13 protein-coding genes and 1 CRISPR repeat array are annotated in these 14,903 nt (G+C 53.0%); of the genes, 8 read left to right on the forward strand and 5 right to left on the reverse strand.

Annotated features, from left to right (window positions below; translation table 11 throughout):
* Positions 1-77 precede the first annotated feature (77 nt).
* From cas9 to CORGL_RS09865, 6 genes are all read left to right on the forward strand, one after another.
* Positions 78-4,232, forward strand: a complete 4,155-nt coding sequence (gene cas9 / locus CORGL_RS08890; protein WP_013709575.1) for a type II CRISPR RNA-guided endonuclease Cas9 — start codon at positions 78-80, stop codon at positions 4,230-4,232.
* On the forward strand, positions 4,222-5,100 hold the full coding sequence (gene cas1, locus CORGL_RS08895; RefSeq protein WP_013709576.1) for a type II CRISPR-associated endonuclease Cas1: 879 nt from the start codon (positions 4,222-4,224) through the stop codon (positions 5,098-5,100). The genes cas9 and cas1 overlap by 11 nt, the downstream gene beginning before the upstream one ends.
* A gap of 23 nt (positions 5,101-5,123) precedes the next feature.
* The gene (gene cas2, locus CORGL_RS08900) at positions 5,124-5,432 is read left to right on the forward strand and encodes a CRISPR-associated endonuclease Cas2 (RefSeq protein WP_013709577.1); all 309 of its coding nucleotides are present in this window, start codon (positions 5,124-5,126) and stop codon (positions 5,430-5,432) included.
* Entirely contained in the window at positions 5,429-6,109 is a 681-nt protein-coding gene (gene csn2, locus CORGL_RS08905) for a type II-A CRISPR-associated protein Csn2 (RefSeq protein ID WP_013709578.1), read from the forward strand. Before cas2 ends, csn2 begins: the two co-directional genes overlap by 4 nt.
* A 56-nt stretch (positions 6,110-6,165) precedes the next feature.
* Positions 6,166-6,788: direct repeats of the CRISPR family, unit length 32 nt; unit sequence GTTTTGGAGCAGTGTCGTTCTGACTGGTAATC.
* A gap of 29 nt (positions 6,789-6,817) precedes the next feature.
* On the forward strand, positions 6,818-7,711 hold the full coding sequence (locus CORGL_RS09860; RefSeq protein WP_156789838.1) for a hypothetical protein: 894 nt from the start codon (positions 6,818-6,820) through the stop codon (positions 7,709-7,711).
* Positions 7,692-8,306, forward strand: coding sequence for a hypothetical protein (locus CORGL_RS09865; protein WP_013709580.1), 615 nt, complete (start codon positions 7,692-7,694; stop codon positions 8,304-8,306). Before CORGL_RS09860 ends, CORGL_RS09865 begins: the two co-directional genes overlap by 20 nt.
* Before the next feature lie 64 nt (positions 8,307-8,370).
* Here the strand turns inward: CORGL_RS09865 and CORGL_RS09995 are convergent, their stop codons facing one another.
* Positions 8,371-8,649: a hypothetical protein gene (locus CORGL_RS09995; RefSeq protein ID WP_172633563.1), complete on the reverse strand. Its 279-nt coding sequence runs from the start codon at positions 8,647-8,649 to the stop codon at positions 8,371-8,373.
* 719 nt (positions 8,650-9,368) lie between these two features.
* On the opposite strand from CORGL_RS09995, the gene CORGL_RS08920 reads away from it, so the two are divergent.
* Positions 9,369-10,208 (forward strand): sulfide/dihydroorotate dehydrogenase-like FAD/NAD-binding protein, encoded by an 840-nt coding sequence (locus tag CORGL_RS08920; RefSeq protein ID WP_013709582.1) that lies wholly within the window; start codon positions 9,369-9,371, stop codon positions 10,206-10,208.
* Complete coding sequence (gltA, locus tag CORGL_RS08925; protein ID WP_013709583.1) at positions 10,193-11,599, forward strand: NADPH-dependent glutamate synthase; 1,407 nt, start codon at positions 10,193-10,195, stop codon at positions 11,597-11,599. Before CORGL_RS08920 ends, gltA begins: the two co-directional genes overlap by 16 nt.
* 189 nt (positions 11,600-11,788) lie before the next feature.
* On the opposite strand, the gene CORGL_RS08930 is transcribed toward gltA, so the two are convergent.
* The 4 genes from CORGL_RS08930 to CORGL_RS08945 form a co-directional block, all read right to left on the reverse strand.
* The gene (locus CORGL_RS08930; RefSeq protein WP_013709585.1) at positions 11,789-12,523 is read right to left on the reverse strand and encodes a cytidylate kinase-like family protein; all 735 of its coding nucleotides are present in this window, start codon (positions 12,521-12,523) and stop codon (positions 11,789-11,791) included.
* 10 nt (positions 12,524-12,533) lie between these two features.
* Complete coding sequence (locus CORGL_RS08935; protein ID WP_013709586.1) at positions 12,534-13,181, reverse strand: amino acid ABC transporter permease; 648 nt, start codon at positions 13,179-13,181, stop codon at positions 12,534-12,536.
* Between the two features lie 4 nt (positions 13,182-13,185).
* Positions 13,186-13,935 (reverse strand): amino acid ABC transporter permease, encoded by a 750-nt coding sequence (locus CORGL_RS08940; RefSeq protein WP_013709587.1) that lies wholly within the window; start codon positions 13,933-13,935, stop codon positions 13,186-13,188.
* A gap of 106 nt (positions 13,936-14,041) precedes the next feature.
* A complete protein-coding gene (locus tag CORGL_RS08945) occupies positions 14,042-14,884 on the reverse strand; it encodes a transporter substrate-binding domain-containing protein (RefSeq protein ID WP_041739678.1) in 843 nt (280 codons plus the stop codon).
* Positions 14,885-14,903 lie beyond the last annotated feature (19 nt).

The following is a 14,903-nucleotide window of genomic DNA, read 5'->3' on the forward strand; positions in this document are numbered from 1 at the left end:
GTATTTTGACTCGCAGTGCTGTCCTGACTGGTAATCAAGACGAAAGTAGTATATCACGTCGTGAAGGGTAAACAAATATGAAATTGCGGGGGATTGAAGACGACTACAGCATCGGCTTAGACATGGGTACGTCATCGGTTGGATGGGCGGTGACGGACGAACGAGGGACACTCGCGCACTTCAAGCGAAAGCCCACATGGGGAAGCAGACTCTTCCGAGAGGCTCAGACCGCAGCTGTCGCACGCATGCCGCGCGGTCAGCGAAGACGCTATGTCAGGCGGCGATGGCGTCTCGACCTTCTTCAGAAGCTCTTCGAACAGCAGATGGAGCAGGCCGATCCAGACTTTTTCATTCGACTCAGACAGTCCAGGTTGCTGCGGGACGATCGCGCGGAGGAGCACGCGGACTATCGGTGGCCGCTGTTCAATGATTGTAAGTTTACCGAACGCGACTATTATCAACGCTTTCCGACGATCTACCATGTACGCAGCTGGCTTATGGAAACTGACGAGCAAGCGGATATTCGTCTGATCTATCTCGCATTGCACAATATCGTCAAGCACCGTGGCAATTTTCTGCGAGAGGGACAGAGTCTGAGCGCAAAAAGCGCCCGGCCCGACGAGGCGCTCAATCACCTCCGAGAGACGCTCCGGGTCTGGAGCTCCGAGCGCGGATTCGAATGCTCCATTGCTGATAACGGCAGCATTCTTGCCATGCTGACGCACCCGGACCTCTCGCCCTCCGACAGGCGAAAGAAGATCGCTCCCCTGTTCGATGTGAAATCCGACGACGCTGCGGCCGATAAGAAGCTCGGAATTGCGTTGGCCGGTGCTGTGATCGGACTCAAAACGGAGTTCAAGAACATCTTCGGAGATTTCCCCTGCGAAGACTCGAGCATCTATCTTTCAAATGACGAAGCAGTGGATGCGGTCCGATCGGCTTGTCCGGATGACTGCGCCGAACTGTTCGATCGACTGTGCGAGGTCTACTCAGCATACGTGCTTCAAGGTCTGCTGTCGTATGCGCCCGGACAGACCATCTCAGCCAATATGGTAGAGAAGTATCGCCGTTACGGTGAAGATCTCGCGTTGCTCAAGAAACTGGTCAAGATCTATGCTCCCGATCAGTACCGGATGTTCTTCTCCGGTGCCACCTATCCAGGGACGGGTATCTATGATGCCGCCCAAGCACGCGGTTACACCAAATACAATCTCGGGCCCAAAAAATCAGAATACAAGCCAAGCGAATCCATGCAGTATGACGACTTCAGAAAAGCGGTTGAGAAGCTTTTCGCCAAAACCGACGCTCGTGCTGACGAACGCTATCGCATGATGATGGATCGATTTGACAAGCAGCAATTCCTCCGTAGGCTCAAAACAAGCGACAACGGAAGCATCTATCATCAACTCCACCTTGAAGAGCTCAAGGCCATCGTCGAAAATCAAGGGCGCTTCTATCCGTTTCTCAAGCGGGACGCAGACAAACTCGTCTCGTTGGTCTCATTTCGCATCCCCTATTATGTTGGACCGCTTTCAACAAGAAACGCCCGGACCGATCAGCATGGCGAGAATCGATTCGCATGGTCCGAACGCAAGCCGGGTATGCAGGACGAGCCGATCTTTCCATGGAACTGGGAGTCCATTATCGATCGGAGCAAAAGCGCGGAGAAGTTCATTCTGCGTATGACGGGGATGTGCACGTACCTTCAGCAGGAGCCGGTTTTGCCCAAGTCGTCTCTCCTATACGAGGAGTTTTGCGTCTTGAATGAGCTGAACGGCGCCCATTGGTCCATCGACGGTGATGACGAGCATCGCTTCGATGCCGCCGATCGAGAAGGCATCATCGAGGAGCTCTTCCGGCGCAAGCGCACGGTGAGCTACGGCGATGTCGCCGGCTGGATGGAGCGCGAGCGAAATCAGATCGGAGCTCACGTGTGTGGCGGGCAGGGAGAAAAAGGATTCGAATCGAAACTCGGATCATATATATTCTTCTGCAAGGACGTTTTCAAAGTCGAACGGCTGGAGCAATCAGACTATCCCATGATCGAACGGATCATTCTGTGGAATACGCTGTTCGAGGATCGCAAGATTTTAAGCCAGCGCCTCAAGGAGGAGTACGGCAGCAGGCTATCGGCTGAGCAGATAAAAACAATCTGCAAAAAACGTTTCACCGGTTGGGGCCGGTTGTCAGAGAAGTTTCTGACGGGCATCACCGTGCAGGTTGATGAAGACAGCGTATCGATCATGGACGTTTTGCGCGAGGGGTGCCCCGTCTCGGGCAAACGCGGGAGAGCCATGGTGATGATGGAAATCCTGCGCGATGAGGAGCTGGGCTTTCAGAAGAAGGTGGATGATTTCAACAGGGCGTTTTTCGCTGAGAATGCCCAAGCGCTCGGAGTAAATGAGCTGCCCGGTTCCCCCGCCGTCCGCAGAAGCCTCAATCAATCGATACGCATCGTCGATGAGATCGCATCGATTGCCGGAAAGGCACCGGCGAACATCTTCATCGAGGTCACAAGGGATGAGGATCCCAAAAAGAAGGGCAGGCGCACCAAAAGGCGATACAACGACCTGAAAGATGCGCTTGAGGCATTCAAGAAAGAGGATCCCGAGCTATGGCGAGAGCTTTGCGAAACGGCTCCCAATGATATGGACGAGCGTCTGTCGCTCTATTTCATGCAGCGAGGCAAGTGCCTCTATTCCGGACGCGCGATCGATATTCATCAGCTCAGCAATGCCGGAATATACGAGGTCGATCACATCATTCCGCGCACCTATGTCAAAGACGACAGTTTGGAGAACAAAGCACTGGTGTATCGAGAGGAGAACCAGCGCAAGACCGACATGCTGCTCATCGATCCCGAGATCCGACGACGGATGAGCGGATATTGGCGCATGCTTCATGAGGCCAAACTCATCGGAGACAAGAAATTCAGAAACCTGCTGCGCTCGCGCATCGACGACAAGGCACTGAAGGGTTTCATAGCTCGCCAGCTCGTTGAAACAGGCCAGATGGTCAAACTTGTTCGGTCCCTCTTGGAGGCGAGATATCCGGAGACGAACATCATCTCCGTGAAGGCGAGCATCTCTCATGACCTACGCACGGCGGCAGAGCTCGTAAAGTGCCGTGAGGCAAATGATTTTCATCATGCGCATGACGCCTTCTTGGCATGTCGTGTAGGACTGTTCATTCAGAAGCGCCATCCATGCGTTTACGAGAACCCCATCGGTCTGTCCCAAGTTGTCAGAAACTATGTCAGACAGCAAGCAGATATCTTCAAGAGGTGCCGCACCATCCCGGGTTCAAGCGGCTTCATCGTCAACAGCTTCATGACCTCTGGATTTGACAAAGAAACCGGCGAAATCTTCAAGGATGATTGGGATGCGGAAGCAGAAGTCGAGGGCATCCGTCGCTCGTTGAATTTTCGACAATGTTTCATCAGTCGCATGCCATTCGAAGACCATGGGGTCTTTTGGGACGCGACGATCTATTCTCCGCGCGCTAAGAAGACCGCGGCGCTGCCTTTGAAGCAAGGGCTCAATCCAAGCAGATACGGCTCTTTCTCGCGTGAACAGTTTGCTTACTTTTTTATATATAAGGCACGGAATCCAAGAAAGGAGCAAACGCTGTTCGAATTCGCCCAAGTCCCCGTTCGGTTGTCAGCGCAGATCAGGCAAGATGAGAATGCGCTCGAGCGCTACGCGCGCGAACTTGCCAAGGATCAAGGCCTCGAGTTCATCCGAATCGAACGATCGAAGATCCTGAAAAATCAACTTATCGAAATCGATGGCGACCGGCTCTGCATCACAGGGAAAGAAGAAGTCCGCAATGCTTGTGAACTTGCCTTCGCACAAGATGAGATGCGCGTGATCAGGATGCTGGTAAGCGAGAAACCCGTTTCACGAGAATGTGTCATATCGTTGTTCAATAGGATCTTGTTACATGGTGATCAGGCCAGTCGAAGATTATCCAAACAGCTGAAGCTCGCGTTGCTTTCTGAAGCGTTTTCCGAAGCCTCGGACAACGTACAGCGTAACGTGGTGCTAGGACTTATCGCTATTTTCAACGGGTCAACCAATATGGTAAACCTTAGCGATATCGGAGGAAGCAAATTCGCGGGAAACGTGCGAATCAAGTATAAAAAAGAGCTCGCAAGCCCAAAGGTCAATGTCCATCTCATCGATCAATCGGTAACAGGAATGTTCGAAAGGAGGACGAAAATTGGCCTTTAGAAACGTGCTGATTGAAAGCGCTTGCAAATGCACCTACCAAGGCGGCTATCTTGTTGTTCGCAAGGAGGATGATGCTGCCAAGATCCACCTTTCAGAGATTTCTTCGGTGACGCTTCAGTCCACGCAGGTCTTTGTGAGCGCCTATCTGCTCTCTGAACTCGCCAAAGCTAAGATCACCTTTGTCATCTCCGATGAAAAAAGAAATCCCGTCGGACAGTATCTTCCGATCTATGGTGCCCATAACACAAGCAAGCGCATCGGGGAACAGATCTCCTGGGAAGAACCGATCAAAAAACGCGTCTGGCAGCGGGTTGTTCGTGACAAGATCACCAATCAAGCTCGCTTGCTCGAAATTCGCGGACGTTCTGAAGAAGCCGGCCGAATCGGAGCCATCGTTTCCGACGTGCGCTCGGGGGACACCACAAATCGAGAGGCATATGCCGCGCGGTGTTATTTTCAATCATTGTTTGGTGATTCGTTCTCTCGCGATGATGACCTAGCAATCAATGCCGCGCTGAATTATGGATATGCCATTATCCTTTCAGCCGTCAATCGCGAGATCGTTTCGAGAGGCTATTTGACCCAGCTCGGTGTATGTCATAGAAACGAATACAACCAGTTTAATTTGTCATGCGATCTCATGGAACCATTCAGACCGATCGTTGATCGGATTGTGTTCGACAATGTTCAAGATGACTTCACGCGAAACGATAGAAGGTTGCTCGTCGATCTTATGAACGGGTGTATCGCCTATCGCGATGGAACTTACAAGACAAGCTCCGTCATCTCGCTTTATGTGCAAGATTGCCTCAATGCGCTTAACAAGAGGCTGGCGATTGACGAGATTGACCCGTTTGACATCGTATGAGTGCGGAAACGAGGATTCGATACATGCGGCTTCTGATTTTTTTCGATCTTCCGGTCGATACCGCTCGACAGCGAAAAGACTACCGTCAGTTCAGACGATATCTCTTGAAAGATGGCTATCTCATGATGCAGGAATCTGTCTATGCAAAGCTTGTTGTAAACGATGGCGTAGCAGCCGCAGCCGTGATCCGTCTTCGCAACAATCGACCGCCCTCGGGATTAGTGCAGGTTCTGAAAGTATCTGAAGGACAGTTTGCAACCATGGAATACATAACCGGTGAAGTGCGCTCATACGATGAGGTCGACTCCATGGAAGAGCTTCTGATCTTATGAGGATCGTCTTTTCCGGACTTGAAAGACCGATCGACATCGAACCGGGATTGCCCACCGTCCTGCAGGTCGAAAACTCATCGTTATTCACACGCCTGTGCCTTTCCCTGCGAAGTGGAGAAGAGCGCGAAGCTATAGAACCCTATGTGATCTGGAGAGGCGAAAAAGAGATCGCCACCCGAGACGCTCTTATGTTCATCGGTGACCCGATGTTGTTGCCTTGGGATGACCGAGCTCTGATGGGCTCGATATCGAAACGCTTTGAAAAAGAGCTGATAGAAGATGAGGAACTTCGACGCACGCTGGAAGATGCAGCAGTCGCGCTCTCATCACAAGTAGCCTCCTTGGGACTAAGCATGTACGGAGACTATTCGTTTGCTATAGAATGGGATCTCAAGCGCTTCATCAAAGCGTTCGGGTTTGGAGCCCATCCAAACCCGCAAGAAACGTTCCTTGACAATTTGATAGATTTCTTATCTTTTGTTCTTGACATCCAGTGTTCGAAAGTAATGGTGTTCGTTAATCTCAAAACTTTTTTGACAGAAATTGAACTTGAGAAGCTGTACGAACACGTTTTTTTCTCAAAAACAAGGGTGCTGCTCCTTGAAAACAAAGCAGATCCGAATAGACACGAAAATGAGATAAAAACTACGATCGACCTGGACTTTATCGAGAAATAGCAAGTATATCCGGTCAGGACGGGCGTCTTCCGCGCAGAGAAGATTTTGATCCAATGGTTTTGGAGCAGTGTCGTTCTGACTGGTAATCCAACTCCCTCTTTTACGACAAAAATAGCTGGCTGGTTTTGGAGCAGTGTCGTTCTGACTGGTAATCCAACTACCGAGCATGGGAGAGGAAGGGTATGGAGTTTTGGAGCAGTGTCGTTCTGACTGGTAATCCAACCCCAAGGCAGTGCTGGTGCGGGCATCGTCGGTTTTGGAGCAGTGTCGTTCTGACTGGTAATCCAACGGAAAACCACCGTGCAAATGGACGCATTTGTTTTGGAGCAGTGCCGTTCTGACTGGTAATCCAACGATGGAGACCAAGATCGACCAGCAGGCCGGGTTTTGGAGCAGTGTCGTTCTGACTGGTAATCCAACTGCATGGAGCCCTGAGGAGGATGACAGCTAGTTTTGGAGCAGTGTCGTTCTGACTGGTAATCTAACCTTATTCTTACCGGCTCACCCCTCAACGGGTTTTGGAGCAGTGTCGTTCTGACTGGTAATCCAACGGAGAAAATGGAGAGGAAGCGTTATTGGCTGTTTTGGAGCAGTGTCGTTCTGACTGGTAATCCAACCACAAATAAGGATGACAGCGCAACGGTGCGGTTTTGGAGCAGTGTCGTTCTGACTGGTAATCAGGAATGCGTTAGGTCTGGGATACTGGACATGCCCGAATATCACATATTCCCACTTGATAGCAGACCAAAAGTTATGCAATTTAAAGGAAAATTGCTGTCCTTGCGTAAAAAATCACGCATATCTGAAGCCACAAATAAAGATGGTATTTGCAAGCATAGCAGAAAAGTGCTGTGTGAATCCATTAATGAGTTAATTGAAAGAGGAGACAGATCAGGCTCCGGTATCAAGATATTGGTATTCTGCAATAGCTCAACTGAATCCAGCATTAAAGAAAGAACTGACTTTAAATCCCAAAGATCAATGATCATGAATGAGTTGCGCTTAACATACGGTAACAGAAGATTAATGTTCTCATCATACCTAAGGGAAGACGAGCATTTGGACCCAGAATGGACAGGGAAATCAAAAAGAGGGTCCATTAACGTGCCGTTCATCATTAATAAAATGAATCAAGGTATGCATGTTGATGATATTGACATGTCCATCATGATGGATGATAGAAGTAAAAGCAACATAATGTACTGGCAAAGAATAGGCCGCATGCGCTCCATCAATAGAGAGACTACACCGGTCATCATGGTCATGGATAATGGTGAATCATTGGTTGAGCAGGTAAATATATCCAGATTGGCCAAAGAGGTTGATAAACTGGAAAGATATCATATGGATATAGGCGAAGCTGACATCAGGCAGGAGGATGCCTTCCGCATAAGATGCATGGGGGATAGTACCAGGACTCTCTCCGGTAAATGGACACCAGCAAAAAGACTAATCAGTGCGTATAAATCCGCCCTGTACTCCGATAACCTTGTATTTAAAAGAGCGTTAGAATCCAACCTAAGAAACTTGGACATGAGCGTCATGGAATGCTTGGATGATGCTAGAAATAGGGTGATTAAAAGTGAAAGATACTGGTCCTAATATTATTGGTCCATTCATTGGACTCCATATTAATGCTAAAAATGCAGATAAGGTATTTAAAGCGCTTGGTGCTAAAAAACCTGATTCAGATGCTGATTTTACATCCCCAACAGCAGAACTTGAAAGGGGAAACCTTAATGCGAATGATCTAGCTGCATTTAAAAAGGTAAGCGCTCCATTTAGATCAGCTGATGGGGAGCTAATTGAACCTACATTCAATTCCTGCCTTCAGCTATCAAAGAAAACTGGGCTTAATGTTACTGGTTTGGTTGAGGACCAATTCCATAGCATCCATTTTGACGCATCAAATGCATATGAGGACCCTTGGGCTGCTGAATCCCTTGATTTCATTACACAAGCATTGCCTGATGCAGAACCACTAAATCTTGAAAATGATTATGACGTTAAGATTGTTGAACATTTTAGTGTATCAGACATGTCAAAACTATTCCGACTGCAATGGCTGTTTTGCTATGGTAAAGAGAATCGTAAAAGATTTTTAAAATCAGCCCCAGATGACTATGACTTATATGGTGATTTTGCTGATGAATATGATGAAATAACGGAAGCATTTGAAGAAAATGAAGTGGACTGACACTTATAAAACTGCCATGGTTGAAAATATCGTCCAGAATTGATCAATCGATTTTGCCATCGTCCTACTTCATGTACAGGGTGGCAAGACCATTTGACATCATGGCAATATAGCTATAACGCCTGACAAGAGTTGCTGTATGACTTCCCACATGCCATATATGGCTGTCCGTTAGTTTGCTTATCTCAGCCGTAACCAGCTTAAATCGGCTGTTAACATAACAGTCTTGCTTTAGCTCCACATTGCAATAAATGGGCTTGGTAAAAAATCCGGCAAAGTTTAAAGCATTCTCAACATAAATTTTGCTATCCGTGTAGTCAAATGCATTAACCAGCTGCTCCAAATTGTTACATATTAGATTACCGTTAAGAGTGCTCTCCTTAAAATATGGCATACCAAGAAAACTGGGTATGCGAAACTCCTCATCATTAACATACAGCCACCCATAATTTGCATTCGTTATGGTGTTTTGGAGCAGTGTCGCTCTGACTGGTAATCCAACGCCCTCACAGTTGTGCACACGCATCGCTGAACGCTAGCCGACAAGACAGTCCCTCTTACGTCATACAACAAATGAATTAGACTTACCCGCAACTATCAACTTCAAAAGTAGCTAGCTGGAATTCGGTCCTTCCCAGACTCAATCTAGCTCTATCGACGCCCGCAATAACCGCTTCGGTAACGCAGTTGTGCAACAAAACATGTCAGTTCACAACCAATCAATACAAACCTGCCATCGGTTGCCTGTTTTCCATTCTTTCAAGAAGTCCTGGGCCTCGGCATGTTTGATATTCTAGGTACTCCGAATTCGTCAGCGATCTGGAAAGCATGCAAGATGTCATTTTTCACTCTGCACCAACCATTATTATTGTGTACTATTGCTCATGGGCTGTGTATGTGCTGCATACCGATGGAAAAAAGCGATTTGCCTCCCTGTCGAGAGACGCGCATCGCTCCAAACTTCAGTGCTTTCGTAGCTGCGGTTGCACATGGACTGATTTCGTCCGCCATCTCGGTCTGAGGGCTTGACGGAAGGCGTCCAATCTATAAGAGAGGGGTTCTATGTTCAAGATCCTGAAGAAGACGCAGTTCTCGGAGAAGGTCTTCGAGTATCGCGTCCACGCGCCGAAGCTGGCGAAGAAGGCTCACGCCGGCCAGTTTCTCATGGTGCGCACCTGTGAAACCGGCGAGCGGGTGCCATTCACGTTTGCTAACTGGAGCCCTGAGGAGGGCTGGATCGAGTTCATCTTCATGGTGATCGGCAAGACGACTCGCTGTCTGGCCGAACTCGAGGAGGGCGATGAGATCGCGGATCTGACCGGACCTCTCGGCTGCCCAACTGAGATCGAGGGGGACCGCGTCGCCGTCGTCGGCGGCGGCGTCGGCCTCGCGATCGCCTATCCGGTGGCGCGCACGATGTGCGAGGAGGGCAAGAAGGTGTCGGTCATCATGGGGGCCCGCACCAAGGATCTGCTCATCTTGTTCGAGCAGTTCGCGGCTCTGCCACTCGAAAACCTCTTCATCACGACCGATGACGGCACCATGGGCGAGAAAGGTGTCGTGACCCTGCCGCTCGAGCGCCTGTGCGAGACCGACAGCATCGACAGCACCTTCGTCGTCGGCCCTGTACCGATGATGAAGTACTCGACGCTCACGTGCCGCAAGTACAAGATCCCCATCGTGGCGAGCCTGAACCCGATCATGGTCGACGGAACCGGCATGTGCGGCTGCTGCCGCGTGGAGGTCGGTGGCGAGACCAAGTTCGCCTGCGTCGACGGCCCGGACTTCGACGCGAGCCTCGTCGACTGGGATGATCTCGCGCATCGGCAGGCGACCTATCTGGCTGAAGAGGCCGATTCCATCAAGCATCATGAGGAGGACTGCGCATGCCACAGGAAGTAAAGTACCGGCCGAACATCGGGGCGCCCCGCGTTGAGCCCAACGAGGAGCCGGCCGATGCGCGCGCAAAGGATTTTCGGCCCGTCGACAACGGCTTCACGAAGGCTCAGGCGGTAGCCGAGGCGAACCGATGCCTGGACTGCAAAAAACCATTCTGCATAGACGGCTGCCCCGTCGGGGTCGACATCCCCCGGTTCCTTGAAGCCATTCGCGCCGAGGACTGGGAGCGCGGTCTGGAGATCATCAAATCAGACAACCTGCTGCCCTCCGTCTGCGGACGCGTCTGTCCGCAGGAGACTCAGTGCGAGGGCAAGTGCATCTTGGGCCGCAAGGGAGAACCCGTTGCGATCGGGCAGCTGGAACGCGTGCTCGGCGACATGGCCGATGAAGTCGGCAAAGCCCCCGAGTGCGAACCGGCTAACGGCAAGAAGGTCGCCGTCGTCGGCTCCGGGCCCTCCGGCATCGCTTGCGCCGGCGAGCTCGCACGCATGGGCTTCGAGGTCACCGTTTTCGAGGCGTTCTTCACCGGCGGTGGTGTGCTGACCTACGGCATCCCCGAGTTTCGTCTGCCGAAAGCCATCGTCAAGCGCGAGATCGAGGGTCTGGCGCAGCTCGGCGTGAAGTTCGAGTACGATTCGGTCGCCGGGCGGCTGTTCGACGCGGAGGAGCTTTTCAACGACGAGGGATTCGATGCGCTGTATCTGGCTGTCGGTGCCGGTCTTCCGCGCTTTCTGCACATTCCAGGCGAGAACCTGCCGGGAGTGTATTGCGCCAACGAATACCTGACGCGCAACAATCTGATGCACGCCTATGATTTCCCCTCCTATGACACGCCGATCAAGCACGGCAGGCGCGTCGTGGTGTTCGGTGGCGGCAACGTCGCCATGGACGCCGCGCGCACGGCTCTGCGTCTCGGTGCCGATGAGGTCACGCTCGCGTACCGCCGGACCGAGAAGGAGATGCCCGCGCGTATCGCCGAGATCCACCATGCCAAGGAGGAAGGTGTGATCTTCCGCGAGCTCGTCTCCCCCAAGGAGTTCATCGCCGATGAGTTGGGCAACCTCTCTCGGATGCTCCTCGATCGGATGGAACTCGGTGAGCCGGATGCATCCGGACGCCGTCGGCCTATCGTCATCCCCGACTCCGAATTCGAGATCGAGTGCGACGTCGCGATCACAGCCATCGGCACGCGCGCGAACCCGTTCGCGAAGCTCTGCGCCGACATCGAGCTCGACCGCTGGGGCCTCATCGAGGCCGACGAGGACGGCCGGACATCGAACCCCAAGATCTGGGCCGGCGGCGACATCGTGACCGGTGCGGCAACCGTCATCTTGGCGATGGGTGCGGGCAAAAAGGCCGCCGCGTCGATCAAGGAGACGCTCATCGGCGATTAGATTCGGGTGCTCCATCGAGAGCCGCCAGGTTCTCGATGGAGCGCTTGCCTGCTCGGCTGATATACCTATGGCGATGCCCGCCTGCCCAGATCCTCTGGCAGGCGGGCATCTCTGTGATCGCATGTCGCTCATCGCCCAAGAAGAGAGGCGGCGGCGATTCCATTCCGCGTCGACCTCCCTGTACGCGCGCTACTTCTCGAGCTTCTCGCAAGCGGTCCTGACGGAGTCGTTCTCAACTGCGATCGCGGACTCCTCCTCATAGATTCCCAGACTCGCGGCCTTCGCGCGATAGGCAGCCGCGATCACGTCTACGCAGCCCTGGCGTCCCAGCTTGGCGCGATTCACAATCAGGTCCTTGTCGGTGCGCATCTTCCATCTGCCGGCGGAATAACGCCTGTAGAAATGCTCGCGAGCGCGCTGCATCTGCTTCACGAGCGTGGCGGCCTTTCGGCGTGTGAGACCCCGGTTCCGACGCACGATCTCGATGCGATCTGCCAGCGGCGCCGTCACGAGGACCGCGATCTGATTCGGATTGCACCGCAGCAGATAGTCTGAGAGACGACCCTCGATGATGCAGCTCTCCGTTGAGCCGAGATCGACGATGACCTCTGACATCTTCTCGAACAGCTTGTCCGCCAGAGTTCGCGCATCAACCCGATCGGGCATGAATGCCATGAACTCCGCAGTCAGACGCTCGTCGTAGTCGGCCATCTTCTCGATGGACTCGCCGGCGCGCAAGGCGGAGCGCACGAGTATCTCGTTGTCGTAGAGCGGGATCTCGAGCTCGTTCGAGAGCATCTTGCCGATCTCATGGGCCTCCGCGCCAAAATCACGGGTGATGGTTATCACAACGGGCTGCCCGGCTCGGATCACAGCGGAAGGGCCTCCCGGAGCGAGCGCTTCGATCTTCGATTTGATGCTCATGATGCCTCCTTTAGGCCGCGACCAGTCGGCGCTGGTACGCGCGAACAAACAGCGAGATACCGAAGTTCAAGATGAAATAGAGTGCGAACACGAACCCGTACAGCAGAAGCACCTGGGAGAGATTGGTCGCCTGCGCCATGATGACTCTGGTGGTGTACATGAATTCCGCCACATTGATACCGGCAAGATACGACGAATCCTTGATGACCGTCGTGCACTGGCTGAACAGCGCGGGAATGATCGTGCGAAACGTCTGCGGGAGAATGATCAGCCTGAGCATGGCCGCGAAGCCGAAGCCCTGGGAGCGCGCGGCCTCGAACTGGTTGTCCGGGATGGAGTTCAGCCCGCCTCGCACGATCTCCGCCATGACCGCCGAGGTGAAGATCGTGAAGGCGAGAACCGAGATGAAGATGTCCGTGCCCTTGACGGTGAAGTATATGAACAGGATCCAAAGCAGGTTCGGCGTGCATCGGAACAGCTCGATGTAGATGCTCACGATCCAGCGGAACACGCACAGCCTCCCGGTGCAGAACTGCTTCACAAGCGCGAGAAGCGTACCCAAGATCAGCGAGCAGAGAATCGCCAGTGCGGATATCTCTACCGTTCTCACAAACCCGCCCATGATGAAGGCGATGTTCTCAGGTGCGAAAACCGTCATGGCCCTACGCCTCCTTCGCATCGAGATCGGTCGTGATGCCCGGTATCACCTTGGCGCGAGGTCTGCGCTTTGATCGACTCTCAAGCACTTGAACGAGTATGGCCAGCGGAAAGCAGATGAGGAAGTACAGGGCGCACGCCATAATGTAACCCTGCAGAAATCCAGAACTCGAAACGAAGTTATCTGCCTGGTACATGAGATCTCCGCCTGCTATGAGCGCCAGCACCGATGTGTTCTTGATGAGATTGAGAGCCTGGTTGCACAACGGTGGCAGGATCATCTTGAACGTCTGCGGCAACACGATATAGCGATATGCCTGCGCGCGAGAGAACCCCTGGCTGCGAGCCGATTCGAGTTGACCACGGGGCACGCTCTCGATGCCGGTCCGAATGACCTCGGCCACATAGGCGGCATGATAGAGGCCGACGCCAAGGGAGCCGATGGCGAACGGGGCTATGCGCACCGGGGTCGCAGCGCCGAGAATCGCCTGGAGGATCTGCGGGCCCGCCATGTACATGAAGAAGATCTGCACGGGCAGTGGGGTATTCTGATAGAACTCGACATAGATGCGGCTGATCGCACGCAACGCCCGCGAGCGGGTCGTCGAGAACACGCCGAGCAGCGTCCCCAGAATCATCGAGAGCGCAAGGCCCGCCACCGAGACCGCAAGCGTGAAGAAGAAGCCCTCCCAGAATATATCCATCTGAGTGAAGAGCAAATGCCAGCGATTGGCACTCAGAATTCCTTCAAGCATCGTACTCCTTTCTGCAGGTCGCGCGAGATCGCGTCGCCGGTTTCGCATGCTTCGCGCAGCAGAGACGCAGCGATGCGGTTCCGCTGGCGCAGCGAGTGGAACCCGTCTAGATCAGCTTCCACGTCTCGGCTTCTTTGTCGAGCCAACCATCAGACTTGAGGTCCTTGACGGTCTTGGCTACGACCGGCGAGAGGTCGGATCCCTTTTTGCTCGCTATCCCGTACTCCTGCGGTCCGAACTTGATATCCTCGCGCAGCAGCTCGACCGAATCGTCCATATAGTTCTTGAGCGTCGAGCGATCCATTGCGAACACGTCGACGTTGCCGGCATCGAGCGCGCTTTTGAGTGATGGGTAGTCGGGAAACTCCTGATATGTGGGCTTGGCGTCCGCCTTCTGATCGGCGAGCATCTTTGTGATGGCAGCTTTTGTATCGGAGCCCTGCGACACGCCGATGACCTTGCCATCGAGATCGTCCAAGTCTTCCATGCCGCTGCTCTTCTTGACCATCATGCCGACGTAATCGGTGCGATAGGGCTCGGAGAAGTCGTAGGACTCCTTGCGCGTATCGGTGATCGTGTACGTGGCGCAGATGATATCCAAGTTGTCGTTATCGATGAGCGGTCCGCGCGTCTTGGGCGTGACATCCTTGAACTCAACGAGATCCTTCTGCTTGGCCTCCTCATAGGAGACCTCAAGCACCGATGCCGCGACCTGATAGCACAGATCGATCTCCATGCCCTCGTACTTGCCGCTGGCGGGGTCGAGATAGCCATAGCCCGGTACGTCCTTCTTGACACCGGCCTTGAGCTTGCCTCGGCTCTTGATCGCTTCGATCTTGGAGGATCCGGATCCCGAATCCTCCCCGCATCCGACGAGCGAGCCTGCTGCCGCCACACCGATCGCAGCCATTCCGAACATCTCGATAAATTGTCGACGTGAAACACTCATGAGCATTGCTCCCTCCAGT

The organism is Coriobacterium glomerans PW2, assembly GCF_000195315.1.
Classification (GTDB): domain Bacteria; phylum Actinomycetota; class Coriobacteriia; order Coriobacteriales; family Coriobacteriaceae; genus Coriobacterium; species Coriobacterium glomerans.

What these genes read in the sequence shown, in the direction of transcription:
- cas9 (WP_013709575.1), top strand. Translation starts at nt 78, where the DNA reads ATGAAATTGCGGGGGATTGAAGACGACTACAGCATCGGCTTAGACATG.
- cas2 (WP_013709577.1), top strand. Translation starts at nt 5,124, where the DNA reads ATGCGGCTTCTGATTTTTTTCGATCTTCCGGTCGATACCGCTCGACAG.
- csn2 (WP_013709578.1), top strand. Translation starts at nt 5,429, where the DNA reads ATGAGGATCGTCTTTTCCGGACTTGAAAGACCGATCGACATCGAACCG.
- CORGL_RS09860 (WP_156789838.1), top strand. Translation starts at nt 6,818, where the DNA reads ATGCCCGAATATCACATATTCCCACTTGATAGCAGACCAAAAGTTATG.
- CORGL_RS08920 (WP_013709582.1), top strand. Translation starts at nt 9,369, where the DNA reads ATGTTCAAGATCCTGAAGAAGACGCAGTTCTCGGAGAAGGTCTTCGAG.
- gltA (WP_013709583.1), top strand. Translation starts at nt 10,193, where the DNA reads ATGCCACAGGAAGTAAAGTACCGGCCGAACATCGGGGCGCCCCGCGTT.
- CORGL_RS08930 (WP_013709585.1), bottom strand. Translation starts at nt 12,523, where the DNA reads ATGAGCATCAAATCGAAGATCGAAGCGCTCGCTCCGGGAGGCCCTTCC.
- CORGL_RS08935 (WP_013709586.1), bottom strand. Translation starts at nt 13,181, where the DNA reads ATGACGGTTTTCGCACCTGAGAACATCGCCTTCATCATGGGCGGGTTT.
- CORGL_RS08940 (WP_013709587.1), bottom strand. Translation starts at nt 13,935, where the DNA reads ATGCTTGAAGGAATTCTGAGTGCCAATCGCTGGCATTTGCTCTTCACT.
- CORGL_RS08945 (WP_041739678.1), bottom strand. Translation starts at nt 14,884, where the DNA reads ATGAGTGTTTCACGTCGACAATTTATCGAGATGTTCGGAATGGCTGCG.